The organism is Stenotrophomonas sp. YAU14D1_LEIMI4_1, from assembly GCF_003086815.1.
GTDB lineage: Bacteria > Pseudomonadota > Gammaproteobacteria > Xanthomonadales > Xanthomonadaceae > Stenotrophomonas.
Window position 1 is genome coordinate 1,950,750 of the sequence record NZ_CP025997.1, and the last position, 25,006, is coordinate 1,975,755.

Genomic DNA, 25,006 nt, shown 5'->3' on the forward strand with positions numbered 1-25,006 from the left:
GAGAATGCGCTAGATGACGCTGTCCGAACTGTCCCTGCACACCCCGGCCGTGGTCGATTCCGTGCAGGACCTGCACGCCAACGATGCCATTGCCCGCCGCTTGCGCGAGCTGGGCTTCGTCAAGGGCGAGGAAGTGCGTCTGGTGGCCAAGGGCCCTGTGGGGGGCGAGCCGCTGCTGGTGCAGGTCGGCTTCACCCGTTTCGCCCTGCGTATCTCTGAAGCCAAGCGCGTCGTGATCGATGCCGCCCGCCAGGAAAGCCGTGCATGACCAGCAACGCCTCCGCCACGCCGCTGCGCATTGCGCTGGTCGGTAACCCCAACAGCGGCAAGACCGCGCTGTTCAACCAGCTGACCGGCAGCCGGCAGAAGGTGGCCAACTACACCGGCGTCACCGTCGAGAGGAAGGAGGGCCGCCTGCGCGCGCCGTCCGGCCGCGAGTTCGCCGTGCTCGACCTGCCCGGCGCCTACAGCCTGCAGCCGGCCAGCCTGGACGAGGCGATCACCCGCGACCTGTGCCGGGGTTTCTACCCGGGCGAGGCCGCGCCGGACGTGCTGCTGTGCGTGATCGACGCCACCAACCTGCGCCTGCACCTGCGCTTCGCGCTGGAACTGCGCGAGCTGGGCAAGCCGATGGTGATCGCGCTGAACATGGTCGATGCCGCGCAGCGTCGTGGCATCCAGGTCGATGTGGCCGCGCTGGAGCGCGAGATCGGCGTGCCGGTGGTGGAAACCGTGGCGGTGCGCAAGCAGGGCGCGCGCGCGCTGGTCGAGCGGCTGGATGCCATGGTGCCGCACCTGGATGCGCCGCTGACCGGCGTGGAAGGCGGCATCGATTACCACGAAAAGGTGCGCCAGATCCTGTCGGCGACCGTGCGCATGCCCGCGCGCACCGCGAAAATCGATGACACCCTGGACCGCTGGCTGCTGCACCCGGTGTTCGGGCTGGCCACCCTGGTGGTGGTGATGTTCCTGATCTTCCAGGCGGTGTTTGCCTGGGCGACCCCACTCATGGATGGCATTGAAGCCGGGTTCGCCTGGCTGGGCGAGCTGGCCGCCGGCGCGCTGCCGGCCGGGCCGCTGACCAGCCTGCTGACCGACGGCATCATTGCCGGCGTGGGCGGGGTGGTGGTGTTCCTGCCGCAGATCCTGATCCTGTTCGCCTTCATCCTGGCCCTGGAAGAGTCGGGCTACCTGCCGCGCGCAGCGTTCCTGCTGGACCGCATGATGGCCGCCGCCGGCCTGTCGGGGCGCTCGTTCATCCCGCTGCTGTCCAGCTTCGCCTGCGCCGTGCCCGGCATCATGGCCACGCGCAGCATCCAGGATCCGCGTGACCGCCTGGCCACCATCCTGGTGGCGCCGCTGATGACCTGCTCGGCGCGTCTGCCGGTGTACGCGTTGCTGATCGGCGCCTTCATCCCCGAGGGCAAGGTCGGCATCTTCAACCAGCAGGGCCTGGTGCTGTTCGGCCTGTACGTGGCCGGCATCCTAAGCGCGCTGGTGATGTCGTGGGTGATGAAGAAGTGGCGCCGCGACAAGAGCGAGCATCCGCTGCTGCTGGAACTGCCTTCCTACCGCATTCCGCACCCGCGCGACCTGGCCGTGGGCCTGTACGAGCGCGGCATGATCTTCCTCAAGCGCGTGGGCGGCATCATCCTGGCCCTGACCGTGCTGCTGTGGTTCCTGCTGTCGTTCCCCGGCGCGCCGGAAGGGGCGACCATGCCGGCCATCGATTACAGCTTCGCCGGGCAGATCGGCCATGCGATGACGGCGATCTTCTCGCCGCTGGGCTTCAACTGGCAGATCTGCATCGCGCTGATCCCGGGCATGGCCGCACGCGAAGTGGCGGTGTCATCGCTGGCCACCGTGTATGCGCTGTCGGCCGCCGATGACGATGCCGCGGCGCAGGCACTGACCCCGCTGCTGAGCGACGGCTGGTCGCTGGCCACCGGCCTGTCGCTGCTGGTGTGGTTCATCTATGCGCCCATGTGCATTTCCACCCTGGCCACCATCAAGCGCGAAACCAATTCGTGGAAGCAGATGGGCTTTGCCACCGTGTACCTGTTCGCTGCGGCCTACGTAGCGGCGCTGATCACCTACCAGGTGACCGTGGCGCTGGGGGGCGGCTGATGGCCGCCGGGCTGCTGATCCAGTACCTCATCATCGCGCTGGCCGTGCTGGTCAGTGCGTGGGTGGTGCTGGAGAAGCAGTTCCCGGGCGCGGCGCGCAAGCTGCGCGGCCGCGTGGCGCTGGCGTTGCTGAAGCCGGGACGCCCGGGCTGGATGCAGGCGCTGGGGCGGAAGATCGCGCCGCCGGCCAGCGGTGGCGGTGGTGCCTGTGGCGGCTGCGACAGCTGCGGCCCCACGAAGCGGTAGAGTCGAGCTTGCTCGACTGCTGTTCGCACGCATTTCGAAATGCATCCACGCGTGGCGTGGATCTACTGGACGGGTCGGGGCGCTGCCGCTAGCCTTCCTGCATGAACCAGACCCCCTTGAGATTGCTCATTCATGGCGCTTCCGGGCGCATGGGCCAGGCCTTGTTGCGCTTGGCAGCCGAACATCCTGAAACGCTGCAGATCGTTGCCGCCGTCACCGGTCGCGCACCGGCGCAGCGGGTGGTGGATGGCGTGCCGTTCTTCGCCGCCAGTGAGCTGGCTGGTGCGCCTGCCTTCGATGTGGCCATTGATTTCAGCCTGCCGGAAGGCTTCGACGCCATGCTGGCGCTGTGCGTGCAGCGCGGGGCCGGGCTGGTGTCGGGCACCACCGGCATTTCCAGCGCGCAGCGGCAGGCGCTTGACGCTGCGGCCACCCAGATTCCACTGGTCTGGGCCTCCAATTTCAGCCTGGGCGTAGCGGTGCTGGACGAGCTGGTGGAGCGGGCAGGGCAGGCGCTGGCCGGCTGGGACTGCGACATCGTCGAATCCCACCACACGCAGAAGAAGGACGCGCCCTCGGGCACGGCGCTGACCCTGGGCGCGGCCGCGCAGCGGGGCGGGGCGCAGCCGCATTACGCCAGCCTGCGTGCCGGCGACATCGTCGGCGAGCACCTGGTGCAGTTCGCCGGCCTGGGCGAGCGCATCGAACTGGTGCACCGTGCCACCAACCGCGACATCTTCGCCCGCGGCGCGCTGTTTGCCGCCCGCCAGCTGCAGGGCCGGGCGCCAGGCAGCTACCGCGTGCGCGACCTGCTGGACGCCCCGCGGGCCTGAACCGGGCGGGGTCGGATCCCTTTCCAACGGAAAGGGCGCTGACCCCGTCTCCGGCCCACATACGCCGCCGGATTGAAATGAATACGCAATCGCCTGTTCATAAAGCGATGTAAGCGCTGGCGCCAGCGGCCCGGCGGCGCTACAATTCGCACTCGCCGAATCACGAAAGCCGGACCGGTCCCAGACCGTACGTCCGCGCTTTTTTGCAACCGGATTTCCGTGAAGCGCAGGCGTGACTTCGGCCCCCCCTTCGGTAGCCAAAGTGAGAATTCCGTGACCCAAGCCGCAATCCTCGTCCTCGAAGACGGCACCGTATTCGAGGGCGAATCCGTAGGCGCGCCCGGCCTGTCCGTCGGTGAGGTGGTGTTCAACACCGCCATGACCGGCTATCAGGAAGTGCTGACCGATCCGTCCTACGCCCGGCAGATGGTCACGTTGACCTATCCGCACATCGGTAACACCGGCATGACCGATCAGGACAATGAAGCGTCCAAGGTGTGGTCGGCCGGCCTGATCGTGCGCGACGTGCCGCGCCGTCCCAGCAACTGGCGCAGCCAGGTGTCGCTGCAGGACTGGCTGATCCAGCGCGGCGTGGTCGCCATCGCCGGCATCGACACCCGCAAGCTGACCCGCATCCTGCGCGAGAAGGGCGCACAGAACGGTGCGCTGATGGCCGGTGACATCGACGTGGAAAAGGCACTGGAAGCCGCCCGCAAGTTCCCGGGCCTGAAGGGCATGGACCTGGCCAAGGTGGTCACCACCGAAAAGACCTACACCTGGACCGAAGGCCAGCTGGACCTGGACGCCAACGCGTTCGTCAGCGTGCCGGCCCGGTTCAAGGTCGTGGCCTACGACTTCGGCGTGAAGACCAACATCCTGCGCATGCTGGCCGAGCGCGGCTGCGAAGTAACCGTGGTGCCGGCGCAGACCCCGGCGGCCGACGTGCTGGCGCTGAAGCCGGACGGCGTGTTCCTGTCCAACGGCCCGGGTGACCCGGAACCGTGCGACTACGCCATCGAAGCGATCAAGACCTTCATCGACGTGAAGATCCCGACCTTCGGCATCTGCCTGGGCCACCAGCTGCTGGGCCTGGCCTCGGGTGCCAAGACCATGAAGATGGGCCACGGCCACCACGGCGCCAACCACCCGGTGCAGGACCTGGACAACGGCCGGGTGATGATCACCTCGCAGAACCACGGTTTCGCCATCGATGAAGCGACCCTGCCGGCCACCCTGCGGGTGACCCACCGTTCGCTGTTCGACGGCACCAACCAGGGCGTGGCCCGCACCGACGTGCCGGCGTTCTCGTTCCAGGGCCATCCGGAAGCCTCGCCGGGCCCGACCGACGTGGGCCCGCTGTTTGACCGTTTCGTGGCCCTGATGGAACAGAGCAAGGCGTGATCAGTACGCCGCCGGCCCGCCGGTGGCGTCGCGATGGACCGTAAGCCCCCGCATCGCTGCTGCCCCTGGCGCGGCGCTGCGGATCAAGATTCCTGATCGACAGCGTGCGATCACTCCCCCTTGTCACGCTGTACTGACTTAGAGAAGAAAATGCCCAAGCGCACTGACCTCAAGACCATTCTCATCATCGGTGCTGGCCCGATCGTCATCGGCCAGGCCTGTGAGTTCGACTATTCCGGCGCCCAGGCCTGCAAGGCCCTGCGTGACGAGGGTTACCGCGTGGTGCTGGTCAACAGCAACCCGGCCACCATCATGACCGACCCGGAGATGGCCGACGCCGTCTACATCGAGCCGATCAACTGGCAGACGGTCGAGAAGATCATCGCCAAGGAAAAGCCGGACGCGCTGCTGCCGACCATGGGTGGCCAGACCGCGCTGAACTGCGCGCTGGACCTGGCCGACAACGGCGTGCTGGAGAAGTACAACGTCGAGCTGATCGGTGCCAAGCGCGAAGCGATCCGCATGGCCGAAGACCGCGAGCTGTTCCGCGTAGCCATGGGTGAGATCGGCCTGGAGTGCCCGACCGCCGCCGTCGCCCATACCCTGGACGAAGCGCTGGAGATCCAGACCCGCGTCGGCTACCCGACCATCATCCGCCCCAGCTTCACCCTGGGCGGCAGCGGTGGCGGCATCGCCTACAACCGCGAAGAGCTGGTCGAGATCGTCAGCCGCGGCCTGGAACTGTCGCCGACCACCGAAGTGCTGGTGGAAGAGTCGGTGCTGGGCTGGAAGGAATTCGAAATGGAAGTGGTCCGCGATACCGCGGACAACTGCATCATCGTCTGCTCGATCGAAAACCTGGACCCGATGGGCGTGCACACCGGTGACTCGATCACCGTGGCCCCGGCACAGACCCTGACCGACAAGGAATACCAGCGCCTGCGCGATGCCTCCATCGCCGTGCTGCGCAAGATCGGCGTGGACACCGGTGGTTCGAACGTGCAGTTCGGCATCAATCCGAAGACCGGCCGCGTGGTCGTGATCGAAATGAACCCGCGCGTGTCGCGTTCCTCGGCGCTGGCCTCCAAGGCCACCGGCTTCCCGATCGCCAAGGTCGCCGCCAAGCTGGCCGTGGGTTACACCCTGGACGAACTGAAGAACGAAATCACCGGCGGCCTGACCCCGGCCTCGTTCGAGCCGTCCATCGACTACGTGGTCACCAAGATTCCGCGTTTCGCCTTCGAGAAGTTCCCGGCGGCCGATGCGCGCCTGACCACCCAGATGAAGTCGGTCGGTGAAGTGATGGCCATGGGCCGCACCTTCCAGGAATCGGTGCAGAAGGCCCTGCGTGGCCTGGAAACCGGCAAGGTCGGCTTCGACCCGACCGGCCTGGACCTGACCAGCGAAGACGACCTGCAGACCCTGCGCCGCGAGCTGAAGGCGCCGGGCCCGGAGCGTCTGTTCTACGTGGCCGATGCGTTCCGCGCCGGCATGAGCGTGGAAGACATCTACGCGCTGTCCTTCATCGACCATTGGTTCCTGGACCAGATCGAAGAGATCATCGCCGCCGAAGGCGAAGTGGCTGCCGGTGGCATCGACGCGCTGGACGCTGCGCGACTGCGCAAGCTCAAGCGTGCCGGTTTCTCCGATGCGCGCCTGGCCCAGCTGACCGGTACCAACGAAGCGGCCATCCGCGCGCTGCGTCGCGCGCACAAGGTGCGCCCGGTCTACAAGCGCGTGGACTCCTGTGCCGGTGAATTCTCCACCGGCACCGCCTACCTGTACTCGACCTACGAGGACGAGTGCGAGGCCGCGCCGACCAACCGCGACAAGATCATGATCCTGGGCGGTGGCCCGAACCGCATCGGCCAGGGCATCGAGTTCGACTACTGCTGCGTGCATGCGGCACTGGCACTGCGCGAGGATGGTTATGAAACCATCATGGTCAACTGCAACCCGGAAACCGTGTCGACCGACTACGACACCTCCGACCGCCTGTACTTCGAACCGCTGACCCTGGAAGACGTGCTGGAAATCGTCGAACTGGAACAGCCCAAGGGCGTGATCGTGCAGTACGGCGGCCAGACCCCGCTGAAGCTGGCGCGCGCGCTGGAAGCCAACGGCGTGCCGGTGATCGGCACCAGCCCGGACTCGATCGACCTGGCCGAAGACCGCGAGCGCTTCCAGCAGCTGGTGGACAAGCTGGGCCTGAAGCAGCCGCCGAACCGCATCGCCCGCAACGACCAGGAAGCCCTGCTGCTGGCCCGCGAGATCGGTTACCCGCTGGTGGTACGCCCGAGCTACGTGCTGGGCGGCCGCGCGATGGAAATCGTCTACGGTGAATCCGACCTGGCCCGCTACGTGCGCGACGCGGTGAAGGTGTCCAACGATTCGCCGGTGCTGCTGGACCGCTTCCTGGACAACGCCGTGGAATGCGACGTGGACATCATTGCCGACAAGGATGGCAACGTCCTGATCGGCGGCGTGATGGAGCACATCGAAGAAGCCGGCGTGCACTCCGGTGACTCGTCCTGCTCGCTGCCGCCGTACTCGCTGTCGGCCAAGACCCAGGCCGAGCTGCGGCGCCAGGTGGTGGAGCTGGCCAAGGCCCTGAACGTGGTCGGCCTGATGAACACCCAGTTCGCGATCCAGACCAGCGAAGACGGTGATGACACCATCTACCTGCTGGAAGTGAACCCGCGTGCCTCGCGTACCGTGCCGTTCGTGTCCAAGGCCACCGGCATGGCGCTGGCCAAGATCGCCGCGCGCTGCATGGCCGGCAAGACTCTGGAAGAGCAGGGCGCCACCAAGGAAATCGTGCCGGACTACTACTCGGTGAAGGAAGCGATCTTCCCGTTCGCCAAGTTCCAGGGCGTCGATCCCATCCTGGGGCCGGAAATGCGTTCCACCGGTGAAGTGATGGGCGTGGGCCGCACCTTCAACGCCGCCTTCGCACGTGCGCAGGAAGCGGGCAGCATCAAGGCCCCGCCGATCGGCAAGGCCTTCGTTTCGGTGCGCGACCCGGACAAGAAGCGCGTGCTGCCGGTGGCCAAGGCCCTGCTGGCGCGTGGCTACAGCCTGGTGGCCACCCGTGGCACCGCCGCGTGGCTGCAGCAGCACGGCATGGACTGCGAAATCATCAACAAGGTGGTGGAAGGTCGTCCGCACATCGTCGATTCGATCAAGAACGGCGAGATCGTCTACATCGTCAACACGACCGAAGGCCGTGCGGCGATCAACGACTCGTTCTCGATCCGTCGCGAGGCGCTGCAGCACCGCGTCACCTACTCGACCACCATTGCCGGCGCCAAGGCGCTGGTGGATTCACTGGAATTCCGTGGCACCGGCCCCGTCTGGTCGCTGCAGGAACTGCACAAGGAGTTGAATGCATGAGAGCCCCCATCACCATGAAGGGCGCGCAGAAGCTGCGCGACGAACTGGACCACCTGAAGTCGGTCAAGCGCCCGAAGGTCATCGCTGCGATTGCCGAGGCGCGTGAGCACGGCGACCTGAAGGAAAACGCCGAGTACCACGCCGCGCGCGAGGAACAGGGTTTCATCGAAGGCCGCATCAAGCAGCTGGAAGGTGAGCTGTCGCACGCCGAGATCATCGACGTGAGCAAGCTCAACGCCGGTTCGAAGGTGGTGTTCGGCGCCAGCGTGACCCTGGCCGACGTGGAAACCGACGAAGAGAAGAAGTACCAGATCGTTGGCGACCTGGAAGCGGACATCAAGCTGGGCCTGATCGCCATTTCCTCGCCGGTGGCCCGCGCGATGATCGGCAAGCTGGAAGGCGATTCGATCGTGATCGACGCCCCGGCCGGCCAGCGCGAGTACGAAATCGTCAGCGTCAGCTATCTGGACTGACCGGGTGGCAACGGCGACCCTGTTGTTGCCGGCGCGCAGCCGCTTTGCGGCGGCTGCATTGCCTGACGAGGTGGCGCGCGCCCTGGGCCGCGCCACCACTGTGCAGCTGGATGCGGGCGAACGCGCCCAGCTGCAACGCCATTTCAGCGTGGCCGCGCCGCACTGGCCGGTGGCCGCACTGACCCGCCAGCGCGATGTTGGCGATGCCGGAGGTGCGTGCTGGCTGCGCGCCGATCCGGCCTGCATGGTGCCGGACATGCACGGCGCACGCATGATGGGGCACGGCGAAACGCTGCGGCCCACGCTGGCCGACAGCCTGGCGTTGCTGCCGGTACTGCAGCCGCTGTTTGCCGACGCCGGTTTCGTGCTGGATGCACCGGACCCGGCGCGCTGGTACCTGCGCCTGCCCATCGACATTGAACTGCCCGACTTCGACAGCCCCGACGATGTGCTGGGCGATGATCTGTTCTCGCACCTGCCCGAAGGCCAGACCGGTCGCCGCTGGCGCGCGCTGATGACCGAGGCGCAGGTGCTGCTGCACAACCACTCGTGGAACCAGCAGCGTGCCGCGCAGGGTCAGCAGCCGATCAATTCGCTGTGGTTCTGGGGCGGTGGGGTCATGCCGGTATCGGTGACGACCCAGCACGTGCAGGTACGCAGCCGCGACGCCCTGCTGCAGGGCCTGGCCCAGGCCGCCGGTGTAGCCGTGGATGGCGAGCAGGCCGTGGATGCCCTGGTGGACCTGCGGCAACTGCGCTCGCTGCAGCAGTTGGGCAACGAAGCGATTGTTCCGCTGCTGGCGGCACTGCGTCGCGGCGAACTGCAGCAGCTGGTGCTGGATTTCGAAGACGGCCTGCAGTTCCGCCTCGATCGCGGCCAGCGCTGGCAGTTCTGGAAGAAACCCCGCCAGCTGCACGACTGAGCGGGGTCGGATCCCGTTGCTGCGCAACGGGCTCTGACCGCTGATGCGGTAGGTGCCAACCTTGGTTGGCACGCCACGTCCCGGTAGGTGCCAACCTTGGTTGGCACGTTGGGATCAGTCGAGCATGGCTCGACTCTACAGAGGGCGGGCAGGGCGCCGCCCTGCCGGTCTCACTTCACCGTGCTGACGATCGTCGGCAGCGTCCAATGCCCACCCGCTACACCACGGCACTGGCCGGTGGTGAACGCGCTGGTCTTCACGAAACGCTGGCCATCCCAGACCCAATCGTGGCCGGAGAAGCAATCGCCGATGCCACGGCCACGGAAGCGCCCGCGCAGGGTCATGTCGTCGGTGTCGAAATCCTCTGCATCGGAGGTAACAAAGCGCGCCTGGTACGGCGCCTTGTCCTGCACCACCCAGTAGCCGCTGCTGAAGTTGTAGGCGCCCATGAAGCAGCTGGTGCTGGCCAGCACACGCGAACCGTCCAGCCGCACGATATCGATCTCGTCCTGCTCGCCTTCGCTCACGCGGCGGCATTCATCTGCGTTCGGCAGGCTGGCCTGCAGTGCCTTGCGCAGCGCCGGGGCATTGGCCAAGGCCGCATCGCCACTGCGCGCCGGCGCCAGCTTGCCATGCACCACCACCGGCATCGGCAGCGCGGCCGGCACGCTGGCCTCGGCCTTGTCACCGCGGCGCACCAGCGCGCCGGGCGTGCCCAGCCGACCCTGCGCCTCGTCCATCTTCAGCAGTACCGCGGTGGCGCCGCTGTCGGAAATCGGCCAGGCCTTGCCCTTGCCATCGACGATCTCGATGCGCGCCTGGCGGGGCAGGGCGGCGACCAACGCATCGGTCTGGGCCTGCTGCAGCAGGATCTTCTCTCCATCACCGGTGTCGCGCACCGGGCCCAGGTCCTTGCCATTCAGGCGCAGGCGCAGCGCGCCGGTCGGCATGGGGCTCTCACCGTCGTCACCATTGCGCAGGCGCGCCACTACCGGCGCGCCGGGGCCGCCCGCACGTTCCAGCATCAGGCTGAGCAGGTTGCCGGGTTCTTCAGGGCTGTAGCCGGCGGCGCGACAGGTGCGGGTGTTGTCACAGGCCAGCGACCAGTCGTTGTGGTCGAACGACACGCCGGCCTTCGGCTCGGGCGTGGCGGCGTGGGCGGCCGGGGCGAGGGCGGCGGCCAACAGGGACGGCAACAGGATGCGCAGCATGCAGTGAATTCCATTTCGGGGGTGGCAAGCATGAAATAAATGGCCGTCGATTCCAAATACTCCCGATGGGGTCAGACCCCTCTGCCAGCAGAGGGCTCTGACCCCGCGTTATCATGGTGACGTCTTCCGCAACCCGGCGATGCCGATGTCCCTTGCCGCCGATGCTGCGCTGCCCGTGTCCGATACCCCGCTGATCCGCCGCCGCGAGCCGGTGCAGCCCGGTGCGTGGCCCGACGACACGCTGCCGCTGCTGGCCCGGCTGTATGCCAGCCGTGGCGCGACCACACCGGAACTGGCGCTGCCGCGACTGGGCAACCTGCATGCGCCCGAACTGCTGACCGGCATCGATGCGGCGGTCGCCTTGCTGGTCGATGCCATCGCCAACGACAAGCGCATCCTGGTCGTCGGCGATTTCGACTGCGATGGTGCCACCGCCTGCGCCGTGGGTGTGCGCGGCCTGCGCATGCTGGGTGCGCAGCACGTCTTCCACGCGGTGCCCAACCGCATGGTGCATGGTTACGGCCTGTCGCCGTCGCTGGTGGACGAACTGGCGGCGCTGCAGCCGGACCTGCTGGTGACCGTGGACCACGGCATTGCCTGCCATGCCGGTGTCAACGCAGCCAAGGCGCGCGGCTGGCAGGTGCTGGTCACCGACCACCATCTGCCCGGCCCGCAGCTGCCGCCGGCCGATGTCATCGTCGATCCGAACCTGCAGGGCGATGATTTCCCCAGCAAATCGCTGGCCGGTGTCGGCGTCATCTTCTATGTGCTGATGGCCCTGCGCCGCTGCATGCGCGAAGCCGGCGTGTTCGCCGATGGAAAGGGCCCGGACCTGACCACGCTGCTGGACCTGGTGGCCGTGGGCACCGTGGCCGATCTGGTCGCACTGGATGCCAACAACCGTGCGCTGGTCAGCGCCGGCCTGCGCCGGCTCCGCGCCGGGCAGGGTTGCGTGGGCCTGAATGCATTGATCGAAGCCAGCGGACGCGCCGCCGCACGCCTGACCTCCACCGATATCGGCTTCGCGTTGGGCCCGCGCCTCAATGCGGCCGGTCGCCTGGAAGACATGGCGCTGGGGATCGAACTGCTGCTCACCGAGGATCCGCGGCAGGCGCGCGACATTGCCCAGACCCTGGAACAGATCAACGCCGAGCGGCGCGCGGTGCAGCAGTCGATGACCGATGACGCCGAGCAGGCGCTGTCGCGCGTGGTGCTGCACGAGCAGGGCCAGCGTCCGGTTGCGGCATGCCTGTTCGACGCCGAGTGGCACCCCGGCGTGGTCGGCCTGGTGGCGTCGAAAATGAAGGACCGCCTGCATCGTCCGGTGATTGCATTTGCACCGGCCGAACCCGGCGCCGACACCCTGCGCGGTTCGGCGCGCTCCATCCCCGGCCTGCATATCCGTGACGCGCTGGCGCTGGTCGATGCACGCCATCCCGAGCTGGTGGAGCGCTTCGGTGGCCACGCCATGGCCGCTGGCCTGAGCATGCGCCTGCAGCACCTGCCCGCGTTCGAGGCGGCCTTCGTCGCCATCGTGCAGGAACTGCTGGATCCGGCCGCGCTGCAGCAGCAGGTGCTGAGCGATGGTGAATTGTCCGCAGACGAACTCGATCACCGGCATGCCGATGCGCTGCGCCTGGCCGGGCCCTGGGGGCAGGGCTTCCCCGAGCCGCTGTTCGACGGCCACTTCGAAGTGGCCAACTGGCGCGTGCTGAAAGAGCGGCATCTGAAACTCGAGCTGCGCCTGCCCGGGCTGCCCGGCACGATCAACGCCATCCATTTCGGTGGCTGGCATGGCAACGCGCCCGGTCGCCACGTGCATCTGGCCTATCGGCTTGCCTGCGATGACTACCGCGGCGGCAGCGCGATCCAGCTGATCGTGGAGCATTGCCTGCCAGCCTGATGGCGGCGCGCCACGCTTCGCGCTCGCCGGGCCATGCCCGGCGGGATGCATCGACGGTCGACCGCTAACCCCATCTGCCCTATTGGTGCGTTGAACCCTGTACGATCCCACTGGAGCCGTGCCATGGCGTTTGCCCGCTGCGTCCCTTTCATCCTGCTGGTGCTGGCGGCCTGGTCCGCAGGCGCGCAGTCCCCCGGCATTGCGCGCCCTCAGCCCAGCACTCCGCTGTTGGTTGCTCCAGCCGCCGAACAGCCGATCCAGCTGCGCCAGGCGCGCATCGAAGGTGAGGTCCAGGCCGGCATCGCGCAGACCCGCATCACCCTAGAATTCCACAACCCGAACCGTCGCGTGCTGGAAGGCGAGCTGCAGTTCCCACTGGCCGATGGCCAGCAGATCAGCGGCTTTGCCTTGGATATCGATGGCGAACTGCGCGAGGCGGTGCCGGTGCCCAAGGATCGGGGGCGCCAGGTGTTTGAAGAGATCGCCCGGCGCGGCGTTGACCCCGGCCTGCTGGAACAGACGGCCGGCAACCAGTTCCGTCTGCGTGTCTACCCACTGCCGGCCGGTGGCAGCCGCCGTGTGCAACTGGTTGTTCGCGAGCCGCTGGCTTACGCCGGCAACGGCTGGCAATGGGCGCTGCCACTGCAGTTCGCCGCGGCTGCGGCATCGGTTGAGCTGAAACTGCAGGCGCCGGGCCAAGCGACGGTGGGCACGGCACCGTTCCGTATCGATGCGGGTCAGTTGCACTGGCAGGGGCGTGGCGCGCAATTGCCGGCGCAGCTGCAGTGGACGCTGCCTGCCACGCGCCGTGCGCAGGTGCAGGTGGCCAACTGGCAGGACGGCCATTATCTGCTGGCACAGCTGCCGGTGGCTGAAAGCAGCACGCCGCGCACGCTGCCGCGCAAGATCGGCCTGCTGTGGGATGGCTCGGGTTCGGCGGGCCAGCGTGACCGCACACGCGAGTTCGCGCTGCTCGATCGCTACTTCGCCGCCATGGGAGACGGCACGGTGGTGCTGACGGTGCTGCGTGACCGTCCCGAGCCCGAACGCAGCTTCCGTATCCGCAAGGGCGATTGGAGTGCGCTGCGGCAGGCGTTGCAGGCGGTGCGGTCCGATGGCGCCAGTGCATTGGCCCAGTGGCAGCCGCAGCCGGGCGTGCAGGAATACCTGCTGGTCAGTGACGGCCTGCTGACCTATGGGCCCGAGGCCCTGCCGGCACTGGCCGAGGGGCAGCGATTGTTCGCCGTCAGCAGTGCGGGCGCACGCACCGACAGCACCCGCCTGCGCGGCTGGAGCCAGGCGCATGGCGGACGTTTCGTGGCAGTGGGCACCGACGTGGACGCCGCAGCGCGCGAACTGCTGTCTGCGCCGCTGGATGTGCAGATCGATGCCGGGCGCGGCGTGCAGGACGTGGTGATCGATCGCCGCAGCGAAGCGCAGGGCTGGTTGTGGCTGCACGCCCGTCTGGCCGCCGACGGCGTGCCGATGCGGGTGCGCATCGACGGCGGCCCATGGCAGGCTCTGCCGGCCAGTACGCGCAGTGATGACGGCGCGCTGCTCGCGGGTCTGTGGGCACAGGCGCAGCTGCAACAGCTGGCGCTGGACCGGCGCGGCAACCGCGAGGCGATGCAGCGCCTGTCGCAGCGGTTTGGCCTGGTCGGGCCGGACACCTCGCTGATCGTGCTGGAGACGCTGGACGACTACCTGCGCTATGCCATCCGTCCGGCGGGTGCGCTGCGTGCCGACTATGACGCCCGCTTCGCAAAGCAGGTGGTTGATCGCCAGGCCGAGGACCGCCGCCGCCTGGATGCGGTGGCCGCGCAGTGGAAGGAGCGCCAGCAGTGGTGGAACCGCCGTTGGCCGAAGACCGCGCCGCCCACTGCGGGCAATGCCAAGGAAATCGCGCAGAACGAGGCCTTGGCCAGTGCGCCGATGGCCCTGCTGGCTGCACCGGCACCGGCAGCGCCTCCGCCGCCCCCGGCGCCGATGGCACCGGCCCGGGCCCGCAGGCAGGCACCGGCCGCCGAGGCAATGACGCTGGACGCGATAGCCGTGGCGGCCGCTGATGCCGGGGACGCCGCCGCGCCGGCCAACGATGGCCAGCTCGGCATCCGGTTGGCGGCCTGGCAGCCTGATTCAGAGGTCGCTCGCCGCCTGCGCCAGGGCCCGCCCGCGCAGCTGTACGACCGCTACCTGGCCGAACGCGATGGCCACGCCGGCAGCAGTGCGTTCTTCCTGGACGTGGCCGACCTGCTGCTGGCGCAGGGGCAGCGCGAACTGGCGCTGCGTGTGCTGTCCAACCTGGCCGAGATGGAGCTGGACAATCGGCACCTGCTGCGCGTGCTCGGCTATCGGCTGATGCAGGCCGATGCACCCGCGCTGGCCGTGCCGGTGTTCGAACAGGTGCTGGCGATGGGCCAGGAAGAGCCGCAGAGCTTCCGCGATCTGGGCCTGGCCTTGGCAGCGGCCGGCAAGCCGCAGCAGGCACTGGACCCGCTGTACCAGGTGGTGGTGCGCCGCTGGGACAGCCGCTTCAATGGTGTTGCCCTGATCGCACTGGACGAACTGACCAACCTGGTGGCACGCAGCCGCCCGGCGCTGGATACCCGTGGCATCGATCCGCGCCTGTTGCAGGCCATGCCGCTGGACCTGCGCGTGGTACTGGCCTGGGATGCCGACAACAGCGACATGGACCTGTGGGTGACCGACCCCAACGGCGAGCGCGCCTACTACGGCAACCGCCTGACCTGGCAGGGTGGGCAGATGTCGCAGGACTTCACCGGCGGCTATGGTCCCGAGCAGTTCTCGCTGCGCAACGCCAAGTCCGGAAAATACAAGGTGGAAGCCAACTACTTCGGCAGTCGCCAGCAACTGGTGACCGGGGCCACCACGCTCATGCTGCGCCTGACCACCCATTGGGGCACGCCGCAGCAGAAAGACCAGAGGGTCACGCTGCGCCTGAAGGATCGCTCGGAAACCATCCTGGTAGGCGAGTTCGATGTCCGGTAGAGCCACGCCATGCGTGGCTGCGCAGAATCCGCCGCAGCCGCCGGGCATGGCCCGGCGCTACCGGAACAGGCCATCCACGCACGGCGTGGATCTACCGCTGGCGCGGAATCCACCGCGCCAGCGCCACGCCGCCGCCGAGGATCAACAGCGTGCCAACGGTATGCCAGAACACTTCGGTAACCGGCGCGTCGGGTAACGGAAGGCGGTACGCCAGCCATTCAATCAACGGTCGCGCCAACAGGTAGATCACCACCACACCCAGGACCCGCAGCACGCGTTGCACGATGCCTTGTGGATCCACCGGCCAGCCGCGCCACTGCAGCCACGCCACCAGCAGAGCGAGTGCCAGCAGGCGTGCGGCTTCGCCCAGCGGCACCAGATGCGTCCACAACGAAGCCCCTGCCAGCGCCACGCCCAAGCCCAGCAGTACGGGCAGCTGCCAGCGTCGGGCCCCGCGCAGCCCTGGCATCAGCTGCCAGGCGAGCACGGCCACGCCGATCCCGATCAGCCACCCGGCCACCACGTCGGCCAGGAAGTGCCGGCCCAGGTACATGCGCGAAATGGCCATCAACAACGGCCAACCCAGCACCAGCACCCAACGCAGCCAGCGCCGGCGAATGCCGAATGCCAGCAGCAGGCTGACGCAGGCGGCGGTGGTGATGCCCACGTGGCCGCTGTTGAAACCATAGTCGGCGTGCGGCTGCGCGCGCAGCATCGCCGTGGCCCGCGCATCGGGCAGCGACCAGAACGTGCGGCCACCGCCATCGACGACGAACGGATGCGAAGGCTCACCCTTGTCCAGTACCGCCGCATCCACGTCGGAGGGGCGGGGCAGGGCGGCGCTCTGCTTGATCGCATGCGTGGCGCAGGCCATCAGCAGCACCGCCAGCATCACGCACAGGCCCGCGCGCAGTCGCGCGCCGAACGCGCACACCAGGATCAGCGCGGTGTAGCCCAGCTCGTAGCCGAGCAGACTGATGAACTGCATCACTGCCAGCATCCAGCTGGCGTCGAAGGTCTGCTGCAACCACAGGTGCCAATGCGTCTGGAACATCCGTTGTCCTCAATGCGCCGGTACGGCGCGTGCAGTGGCCGACGATAGCGGATGGGCGCGCAGTCCGAACAGGGGGCGCAGCCAACGCACGCGGCGGATCAACAGTTCGTGGATCAACAGGCAGCCGCCGACGGTGCCGGCCACCAGCAGCGCCGGTTCCAGCCACGGGCCCAGCTGCAGCGGTCGCAGCGCATACAGCAGCACGATCAACACGGTCTGGTGCAGGATGTACCAGCTGAACACCGCCTCGCGGCAATAGGCCTGGCCCGGCCACGGGCGCGCCAACAGCACCCGGGCCCAGCCGAACAGCGCCAGCAGCATGCACCAGGTGTAGAGCGCGCGACCGACGCGTTCGGTCTGCGCCCATGGCAGCGCCAGAATCCACGGATCAACGTTGCCCACGTCCGGCAGTCGGACCAGCGCGCGGATGCCCAGTTCCAGGCACAGCCCGAGCACGGCCAGGCCAAGGGTCAGGCGGCGGCCGCGCACCAGCAGGTCCCAGCCGCGCTGCCAGCGCGCGGCCAGGAAGCCGCCCAGGAACAGCGGCAGCGACTCGGCGTGCACGTAGACGTCGTCCAGCAACGCATGGGTTGGCGGCCAACGTGGCATCAGCACCAACAGCGCCCAGGCCAGCCAGACCACCGGCAGCACCAGCAGCGCGGCCCCCAACAGACGGTCGCGAACCTGCAGCGTCGGCAGCGCCTCGGCCGCCGGCCGCAGCAGGCTGGCCAGCACCACGGCCAGCACGGTGTAGGGCAGCAGGTAGGCCAGATACCACAGGTGGTTCCAGGTGAAGCCGTACTGGGAGCCTGTGAAGTGCGCGCCTGGCCATGGCCGGAACTGCCAGTAGCGCCACAGGAACCGTCCCAGCCCCGGCGCCACGTCGCCCTTGTCCAGTGCCTCGCAGTACGCCTGCAGCGAGACCACCGCCACGATGCCGAACAGCAGCGGCAGCAGCAGGCGCCAGCAGCGGCGCAGGGTATGCGACAGGCGCCCCCGGTCGGGCAGGGACAGGCCCAGGGCGATGCCGCTGATGGCAAACAGCAGCGGCATCCGCCAGCGATTGAGGGCGATCATCGGCCATTGCAGCCACTGCGCGGTGTAGGCGCTCTTCAGGTGGAAATCCCAGCCGGCCACGTAGGCCATGGCGGCGTGGTAGAGGATCAACAGCGCGAAGGCGGCGATGCGCAGGGTGTCCAGATCGTGGCGTCGGTGCATGGCGATGGGCATCAGGGGGACGCTGCACCTTCGCTGGCCAACCATCACCGCACCAGCTGAAAGGGCGCAGTGGCGGGCGTTCTGGGCCCAATGGCGGGGCGGTAGGGACCAATGGCCGATGCGCGCGGGGGCGGATGGGCAACAATGGCGGCATGGAAAATGGAGATCCGGCGGCGCGTGCCGCTGCAACCGCCCAGGTGGCGTATAGGCCCGGCAAGGACGTGATGTTCTGGTCGCTGCTGTTCCTGTGTACCGCCGCGGGCAACGTGCTGGCGCAGTGGATGCGGGCGGTGCGTGACGCGCAGCCCTTCGCCGGGCTGGGCACCTCCATCGAGGAGTTCAGCAGCGCGCTGGCAACCCTGGGGCTGCTGATGCTGCTGCAGGCGGCGGCCCGCCGGTGGCCGCTGCATGCCGATACCTGGCGGCGCCGGATCGGCTTCTATGTGCTGGGCGGCATTGCCTGGTGGCTGCTGCATGTCAGCGCGATGGTGCTGCTGCGCAAGCTGGCCTTCGCCCTGTCAGGCCAGCACTACATCTATGGTGACTGGCCGGCGCAGTGGTTCTACGAGTTCTTCAAGGACGTGCAGACCTACAGCCTGCTGGTGATCGCCGTGCATGCCGTGGCCTGGTTCGGCCGCCAGCGGCAGGGCGAGGCACACCTGCTGGCGCCGCCCGACGAAGGCCCGCCGGTGGAGCCGGTCGAGCGTCCGCAGCATTTCCTTGTACGCAAGCTGGGCAAGGAGTTCCTGCTGGCCACGGCCGATGTGGAATACGCCCAGGCGGCCGGCAACTATGTGAACCTGCGCGTGCGCGGGCATGACTACCCGCTGCGGATCACCATGGCGGCGCTGGAGCAGCGGCTGGACCCGGCCGTGTTCCTGCGGCCGCACCGAAGCTGGCTGATCCACCGCGACCAGCTGCGCTCGATCGAGCCGCTGGACGGCGGCGAAGCACTGCTGCACATGGCAGACGGGGCCAGGGTGCCGTGCAGCCGGCGGCAGTTGCCGCTGCTGCGGCAGGCGCTGGGCGCTTCACACGGGGGGTAGTGTCGACTGTCAGTCGACTATCGCGCACAGCACGGGCTCCACCACAACCTGAACGGAGAGCAGTCGACTGACAGTCGACTCTACCAGGACCCGGGTCGGCGTCGCCGTCGGCGCGAGTGGGCGGGGAGCGGGCCTCATGCCGGGAACCGCGGCCTGCGGTATCATATGCAGTCATCTATTTAGTGCATAACCGCCGACATGATCGAACTGAATCCTGTCCGCCAGCGCATCGCCGATCTGACCGATCGTGTGGTGTCGCTCAGGGGGTATCTTTGACTACGACGCCAAGAAAGAGCGTCTTGAAGAAGTAACGCGGGAGCTGGAAAGCCCCGACGTCTGGAACAACGCCGAGTACGCGCAGAACCTGGGCCGCGAGCGCTCCAGCCTGGAAAAGACCGTGGGCGGCATCGCCTCGGTGCTGGACGGCCTGACCGACGCGACCGAGCTGCTGGAACTGGCTGAATCCGAACAGGACGAAGACACCGCCCTGGCCGTGGTCGCCGATCTGGACAAGCATCAGGCGCACGTGGAGAAGCTGGAATTCCAGCGCATGTTCTCCGGCGAGATGGACAATGCGGCGGCCTTCGTCGACATCCAGGCCGGTGCCGGTGGCACCGAAGCCCAGGACTGGGCCGAAATCCTGCTGCGCATGTACCTGCGCTGGTGCGAATCGCGCGGTTGGAAGACCGAGCTGATGGAAGTGTCCGGCGGCGACGTCGCGGGCATCAAGTCGGCCACCCTGCGCGTGGAAGGCGATTACGCCTATGGCTGGCTGAAGACCGAGACCGGCGTGCATCGCCTGGTGCGCAAGTCGCCGTTCGACTCGGACAACCGCCGCCACACCAGCTTCACCTCTGTGTTCGTGTCGCCGGAAATCGATGACAACATCGATATCACCATCAACCCGGCCGATCTGCGCACCGACGTGTACCGTTCGTCCGGTGCCGGTGGTCAGCACGTGAACAAGACCGAGTCGGCGGTGCGTATCACCCACATCCCGACCAACATCGTTGTGGCCTGCCAGACCGGCCGCAGCCAGCACCAGAACCGCGACAACGCGATGAAGATGCTGGCCGCCAAGCTGTACGAGCTGGAGATCCAGAAGCGCAACGCCGAAAAGGATGCGGTGGAAGCCACCAAGTCTGACATCGGTTGGGGCAGCCAGATCCGCAACTACGTGCTCGACCAGAGCCGCATCAAGGACCTGCGCACCGGTATCGAACGTTCGGACACGCAGAAGGTGCTGGACGGCGACCTGGACGAGTTCGTGGAGGCCAGCCTGAAGGCCGGTCTGGCCGTGGGTTCCAAGCGCATCGATGCCTGATCGGCGCGCCTGCGCGGATATCATCGTCTCCTGCAACGGGGGGGGCGATGATGCGCAGCGAAGGTGAATGCAAGGAACTGGGCGGCTTCCTGAAAGCCTGCCGCGCCCGTGTCGACCCCGCCACGCTCGGCCTGCCGGCCGGGCGCCGGCGCACCCCGGGCCTGAAGCGCGAGGAAGTGGCGCTGGCCATCGGGGTCAGCGTGAGCTGGTACACCTGGATTGAGCAGGGGCGCGAAGTGCGGGCCTCGCCAGAAGTGCTGGAGCGCCTGGCCAAGGTGCTGCGCCTGAGCGATGACGAGCGCGCCTACGCGTTTGCGCTGTCCGGTTATGGTGTGCCACTGGAATCGCCGGACGAAAGCGTGACCGACGGCCTGCGCCAGCTGGTGGAGGCGATGCAGCCGATCCCGGCCTACGTGCGCAATACGCGCTTTGACATACTGGCCTGGAACCCGGCCATCGCCGAGCTGTTCGTGGATTACAGCCAGTTTCCGCCGCACGAGCGCAACACGCTGCGGCTGATGTTCCTGTACGCGCCGTACCGCACGTTGATTCTCAACTGGGAAGAAATGACCCGTGGCCTGCTGGCCGGGTTCCGTGCGGCGATGGCGCAGGCGCCGGACAAGGCGCCGTTCCTGGCACTGGTCGAGGACCTTGCGGCACACAGCGAGGAGTTCCGGCTGTGGTGGCCGGAGCACGATGTGCGCCGTTTCGACGAGGGTGCGAAGAAGTTGAACCACCCCGTGCGTGGGTTGCTGGACCTGCAGTACGTGGCGCTGGTGCCAGAGAGCAGGCACGACCTTTCGCTGGTGACCTACCTGCCGCGGAAGTAGGGGGTGTTCGGCAGGGCTTGCAGCCCTGCACCTGCTGCGATCAACGTCAAAAGCCAGAGCGGGTTTCCTTTGTTGGGCGGGGCGATGTCGGATTGCGGGGACGCCGCAAGTCCCCCTCCGGGGCCCGGCCCAGCCGCTGGCGGCTGTGCGTTCGGGCGCTTGCGAAGCAGTGCTTCGCAAACAAAGCGCCCTCACCCCTGTAGGCTTGGCAGCCGCATCCATGCGGCTGACACCCCGCAATCCGACACCGCCCCACCTTCGACAGGTTCACGCGGCTGTTGGTAGGTGTCGACCTTGGTCGACACATCTGTCAGGTATCGAATGGATTCATCCGTGTCGACCAAGGTCGACACCTACCGGATCAGAGCGCCATGCGTGGATGAATCTGTCAAACATAGAAATCGATCCGAGGTCAGAGCCCGTTGCGCAGCAACGGGATCCGACCCCATGCCGTTCCGACAGATCGCGAGGAACTGTCAAAGGCGGGGCGGTGTGGGTAGGCAGGACCGCAGGCGCCATGGATGGCGCCTACGAGCCCCCATGGATGGGTTAACGGCGTGTCCTGCCTACCCACACCGCCCCGCCAACCCACGGAATGCCCGCTGTTGCTGTTGCTTCAGTCGAGCATGGCTCGACTCTACAGCAGGTGCAGGGCTGCAAGCCCTGCCGTACCCCCCCCTATACAGGTAAGTGCAGGTCACAGGATAAGCAGACGCCTTGTTGCTGCCCTCGAACAGGTCCACATTCCTGTGCAGGACACGGGCTGCCCGCCCGCTGTCGAGACAACAGGAGACCTGCATGTCCGCTGCCCCCACTACCGCCATCTCCCGCGACCCGGCCACCGGCCAGGTGATCGCCGAGCACCCGTTCGCCAGCACCGCCGAACTGGAAACGATCCTGCAGCGCGGCCAGGCCGGCTTCGCCGCCTGGAGCGGCTACAGCCTGGAACAGCGCGCGGGCGTGCTGCGCGCCATGGCCGCGGTGCTGCGCCGTGACCGCGAACCGCTGGCCGCGCTGGCCACCGCCGAAATGGGCAAGGTGCAGGCCGAAGCCCTGGCCGAGATCGAGAAATGTGCCGTGCTGTGCGACTGGTACGCCGACCATGGCGCGCCGTTCCTGCGCGATGAACCGACCCAGGTGCCGGGCGACCAGGCCTATGTGTCCTACCTGCCGCTGGGCGTGGTACTGGGCATCATGCCGTGGAATTTCCCGTACTGGCAGGTGATGCGCGCGGCAGTGCCGATCCTGATGGGCGGCAATGGCTTCCTGCTGAAGCCGGCCGAGAGCATCGTCGGTACCGCGCTGCTGCTCGACGCCGCCTGGCGTGAGGCCGGGCTGCCGGAGGGCGCGTTCATCGCCGCCAACATCAGCCGCGACGGCACCAGCGCCGCGATTGCCGACGACCGCATTGCCGCCGTCACCCTGACCGGCAGCGTGGCCGCCGGCCGCAGCATCGCTGCCCAGGCCGGGCAGGCGCTGAAGAAGGTGGTGCTGGAACTGGGCGGCTCGGACCCGTTCATCGTGCTGGCCGATGCCGATCTGGACGCTGCCGTTGATGCGGCCGTGGCCTCACGTTTCCAGAACACTGGGCAGGTCTGCATCGCCGGCAAGCGCATCATCGTCGAAGAAGCGGTCTACGACAGGTTCGTGGCGCAGTTCTGCCAGAAGGTGCAGGCGCTGACCATCGGCGATGGGCGCGAGCCGGGTAACGGCATCGGCCCGATGGCCCGCCAGGACCTGCTGGACCAACTGCATGCGCAGGTGCAGGCGTCGGTGGACGCCGGTGCCCAGCTGCGGGTGGGTGGCCATCAGCTGGATCGCCCCGGTGCCTTCTACGCCCCGACGGTGCTGGTGGACGTCGAGCCCGGCATGCAGGCCTTCGATACCGAAACCTTCGGCCCGGTGGCTTCGATCAGCCGCGCCCGCGATGCCGACCATGCGGTGGAGCTGGCCAACCAGAGCGAGTTCGGCCTGAGCGGCAACCTGTGGAGCGGCGACCGCGCGAGGGCCATGCAGCTGGCCCGCCGGCTGCAGACCGGGGGCGTGTTCGTCAACGGCTTCTCGGCCTCCGACCCGCGCGTGCCCATTGGCGGGGTGAAGAAGAGTGGCTTCGGCCGCGAGCTCTCGCACTTTGGCATCCGTGAGTTCGTCAACGCGCAGACGGTCTGGTTCGACAAGCGTTGACACCCGGCTCCCACCCCACCTGCAACCATTCCCCCCACAGTCCAGCGAAAGGACGGCATTCCGATGTCCAAGGGTTCAGATCTGCTTGTCGCCGCACTTGAGAACGAAGGCGTCGAGCGCATTTTCGGTATTCCCGGCGAAGAAAACCTCGACGTGGTCGAGTCGCTGCGCCATTCCAGCATCGAGCTGGTCATCACCCGCCACGAACAGGCGGCGGTGTTCATGGCCGCCACCTACGGCCGCCTGACCGGCAAGCCGGGCGTGTGCCTGGCCACGCTGGGGCCGGGCGCGCTGAACTTCACCACCGGCGCCGCCTACGCGCTGCTGGGCGCATGGCCGGTGATCATGATCACCGGGCAGAAGGGCATCGTGGCCAGCAAGCAGGCGCGGTTCCAGATCGTGGATATCGTGAGCACCATGAAGCCGCTGACCAAGCTGGCGCGGCAGATCGTGTCGGCGCGTACGATCCCGACCATCGTGCGCGAGGCCTTCCGGGTGGCCCAGGAAGAGCGCCCCGGCCCGGTGCTGCTGGAGCTGCCCGAGGACATCGCCGCCACCGAGGTGGAAGGGGTATCGCTCATTCCCACCCATGCGGTGGATCGGCCCATTGCCAGCCCCGAAGCGCTGGACCGGGCGGCGCAGCTCATCCGCGTGGCGAAGCGGCCGCTGCTGATGATCGCCTCGGCGGCCTCGCGGCCGCAGTCCAGCGAGGCGCTGTCGGCCTTCGTGCTGCGTGCGGGCATTCCGTTCTTCACCACGCAGATGGGTAAGGGCGCGGTGGCCGGCGGCTCGGGCCTGTACATGGGCACGGCCGCGCTGACCGAGCGCGACTACGTGCACATGGCCATCGACCAGGCCGATGTGATCGTGACCATCGGCCACGAGGTGACCGAGAAGCCGCCGTTCGTGATGCGTCCCGGTGGCCCCACGGTCATTCATATCGGCTATTCGCAGGCGGCGGTGGAGCAGGTGTACTTCCCGCAGGTGGAAGTGATCGGCGACATCGGCCGCTCGCTGACCCAGCTGGCTGATCGCATCGAAGGCCAGGTGCCACATGCCGATGCGCTGCTGCCGCTGCGCGCGACCATCCTGGACCATCTGGCCGACCGTGCCGAGGAGCCAGGCTTCACCCCGCAGCGGCTGGTGCATGACGTGCGCGAGGTGATGCCGCCGGACGGCATCGTGGCGCTGGACAACGGCATGTACAAGATCTGGTTTGCGCGCAATTACCGCACCCAGGTGGCCAATACGCTGCTGCTGGACAATGCGCTGGCGACCATGGGCGCGGGCCTGCCGTCGGCGATCATGGCGTCGATCCTGTATCCGCAGCGGCGGGTGCTGGCGGTGTGTGGCGATGGCGGCTTCATGATGAACAGCCAGGAGCTGGAGACCGCGCGGCGGCTGGGCCTGAACCTGGTGGTGCTGATCCTCAACGATGGGGCCTACGGCATGATCCGCTGGAAGCAGGCGGTGGATGGTTTCACCGACTACGGTATGACCTTCAGCAACCCCGATTTCGTGAAGTACGCGCAGGCCTATGGCTGCCAGGGCCATGAGGTGACGGCCATCGAGCAGTTCATTCCGACCCTGGAAGCGGCCTTCAACGAGGGCGGGGTGCACCTGGTATCGGTGCCGGTGGATTACTCGGAAAACCAGCGGGTGCTGGTGGACGAGCTGCGGCAGGCGTTTCCCGGGAATGCATGAGGTAGCGCCGGGCCACGCCCGGCGGATTCGTGCGCCGACCGACCGCCGGGCATGGCCCGGCGCTACCGGGCGCTGCCGGGGCCGGGGCAGGGCGGTTTTGGTATGCTGTCCAACCGGCTGTGCCGGCGC

The 25,006-nt window shown here is 67.6% G+C and carries 18 protein-coding genes; 15 read left to right on the forward strand and 3 right to left on the reverse strand.

Annotation, left to right across the window (positions count from 1 at the left end; translation table 11 throughout):
- The first annotated feature begins 13 nt into the window (after nt 1-13).
- From C1932_RS09055 to C1932_RS09090, 8 genes are all read left to right on the forward strand, one after another.
- Nucleotides 14-268 carry a FeoA family protein gene (locus C1932_RS09055; protein WP_108761895.1) on the forward strand — a complete coding sequence of 85 codons (255 nt, stop codon included), beginning with the start codon at nt 14-16 and terminating at the stop codon, nt 266-268.
- Nucleotides 265-2,127 carry a ferrous iron transport protein B gene (gene feoB, locus C1932_RS09060; protein WP_108761896.1) on the forward strand — a complete coding sequence of 621 codons (1,863 nt, stop codon included), beginning with the start codon at nt 265-267 and terminating at the stop codon, nt 2,125-2,127. The genes C1932_RS09055 and feoB overlap by 4 nt, the downstream gene beginning before the upstream one ends.
- On the forward strand, nt 2,127-2,372 hold the full coding sequence (locus C1932_RS09065) for a DUF6587 family protein (protein ID WP_108761897.1): 246 nt from the start codon (nt 2,127-2,129) through the stop codon (nt 2,370-2,372). Before feoB ends, C1932_RS09065 begins: the two co-directional genes overlap by 1 nt.
- A gap of 149 nt (nt 2,373-2,521) precedes the next feature.
- Nucleotides 2,522-3,205: a 4-hydroxy-tetrahydrodipicolinate reductase gene (locus C1932_RS09070; protein ID WP_234412377.1), complete on the forward strand. Its 684-nt coding sequence runs from the start codon at nt 2,522-2,524 to the stop codon at nt 3,203-3,205.
- Nucleotides 3,206-3,478: 273 nt separating this feature from the next.
- Nucleotides 3,479-4,606: a glutamine-hydrolyzing carbamoyl-phosphate synthase small subunit gene (carA, locus tag C1932_RS09075; protein ID WP_108761899.1), complete on the forward strand. Its 1,128-nt coding sequence runs from the start codon at nt 3,479-3,481 to the stop codon at nt 4,604-4,606.
- A 150-nt stretch (nt 4,607-4,756) separates the two neighbouring features.
- Nucleotides 4,757-7,999, forward strand: a complete 3,243-nt coding sequence (gene carB / locus C1932_RS09080; RefSeq protein ID WP_108756083.1) for a carbamoyl-phosphate synthase large subunit — start codon at nt 4,757-4,759, stop codon at nt 7,997-7,999.
- Between the two features lie 8 nt (nt 8,000-8,007).
- Nucleotides 8,008-8,472 (forward strand): transcription elongation factor GreA, encoded by a 465-nt coding sequence (gene greA, locus C1932_RS09085; protein ID WP_188489793.1) that lies wholly within the window; start codon nt 8,008-8,010, stop codon nt 8,470-8,472.
- Between the two features lie 4 nt (nt 8,473-8,476).
- Complete coding sequence (locus C1932_RS09090; protein WP_108761900.1) at nt 8,477-9,394, forward strand: phosphoglycerate mutase; 918 nt, start codon at nt 8,477-8,479, stop codon at nt 9,392-9,394.
- A gap of 170 nt (nt 9,395-9,564) precedes the next feature.
- Here C1932_RS09090 and C1932_RS09095 read toward each other — a convergent pair whose 3' ends face one another.
- Nucleotides 9,565-10,605 carry a DUF1176 domain-containing protein gene (locus C1932_RS09095; protein WP_108761901.1) on the reverse strand — a complete coding sequence of 347 codons (1,041 nt, stop codon included), beginning with the start codon at nt 10,603-10,605 and terminating at the stop codon, nt 9,565-9,567.
- 145 nt (nt 10,606-10,750) lie between these two features.
- On the opposite strand from C1932_RS09095, the gene recJ reads away from it, so the two are divergent.
- Nucleotides 10,751-12,508, forward strand: coding sequence for a single-stranded-DNA-specific exonuclease RecJ (recJ, locus tag C1932_RS09100; protein ID WP_108761902.1), 1,758 nt, complete (start codon nt 10,751-10,753; stop codon nt 12,506-12,508).
- 123 nt (nt 12,509-12,631) lie between these two features.
- Entirely contained in the window at nt 12,632-15,517 is a 2,886-nt protein-coding gene (locus C1932_RS09105; protein WP_108761903.1) for a VIT domain-containing protein, read from the forward strand.
- A gap of 91 nt (nt 15,518-15,608) precedes the next feature.
- Here C1932_RS09105 and C1932_RS09110 read toward each other — a convergent pair whose 3' ends face one another.
- Together C1932_RS09110 and C1932_RS09115 are read right to left on the reverse strand one after the other, a co-directional pair.
- The gene (locus C1932_RS09110; protein ID WP_108761904.1) at nt 15,609-16,571 is read right to left on the reverse strand and encodes a phosphatase PAP2 family protein; all 963 of its coding nucleotides are present in this window, start codon (nt 16,569-16,571) and stop codon (nt 15,609-15,611) included.
- A gap of 9 nt (nt 16,572-16,580) precedes the next feature.
- Entirely contained in the window at nt 16,581-17,789 is a 1,209-nt protein-coding gene (locus C1932_RS09115; protein ID WP_108763406.1) for an acyltransferase family protein, read from the reverse strand.
- A 134-nt stretch (nt 17,790-17,923) separates the two neighbouring features.
- Here C1932_RS09115 and C1932_RS09120 point away from each other — a divergent pair, with 134 nt between their 5' ends.
- The 5 genes from C1932_RS09120 to C1932_RS09140 all read left to right on the forward strand — a co-directional run bounded on the left by C1932_RS09120 (nt 17,924) and on the right by C1932_RS09140 (nt 24,877).
- A complete protein-coding gene (locus C1932_RS09120) occupies nt 17,924-18,835 on the forward strand; it encodes a LytTR family DNA-binding domain-containing protein (protein WP_108761905.1) in 912 nt (303 codons plus the stop codon).
- 198 nt (nt 18,836-19,033) lie between these two features.
- Nucleotides 19,034-20,159 (forward strand): peptide chain release factor 2 gene (gene prfB / locus C1932_RS09125; protein ID WP_108749502.1). Its coding sequence is split into 2 segments (ribosomal slippage): nt 19,034-19,108 and nt 19,110-20,159, totalling 1,125 coding nucleotides; the frame shifts between segments, so codons are not numbered across the junction.
- A 47-nt stretch (nt 20,160-20,206) separates the two neighbouring features.
- Nucleotides 20,207-20,989, forward strand: coding sequence for a helix-turn-helix transcriptional regulator (locus C1932_RS09130; protein ID WP_108761906.1), 783 nt, complete (start codon nt 20,207-20,209; stop codon nt 20,987-20,989).
- Nucleotides 20,990-21,787: 798 nt separating this feature from the next.
- On the forward strand, nt 21,788-23,173 hold the full coding sequence (locus C1932_RS09135) for an NAD-dependent succinate-semialdehyde dehydrogenase (RefSeq protein WP_108761907.1): 1,386 nt from the start codon (nt 21,788-21,790) through the stop codon (nt 23,171-23,173).
- 63 nt (nt 23,174-23,236) lie between these two features.
- The gene (locus C1932_RS09140) at nt 23,237-24,877 is read left to right on the forward strand and encodes an acetolactate synthase large subunit (RefSeq protein ID WP_108761908.1); all 1,641 of its coding nucleotides are present in this window, start codon (nt 23,237-23,239) and stop codon (nt 24,875-24,877) included.
- The last annotated feature ends 129 nt before the right edge of the window (nt 24,878-25,006 follow it).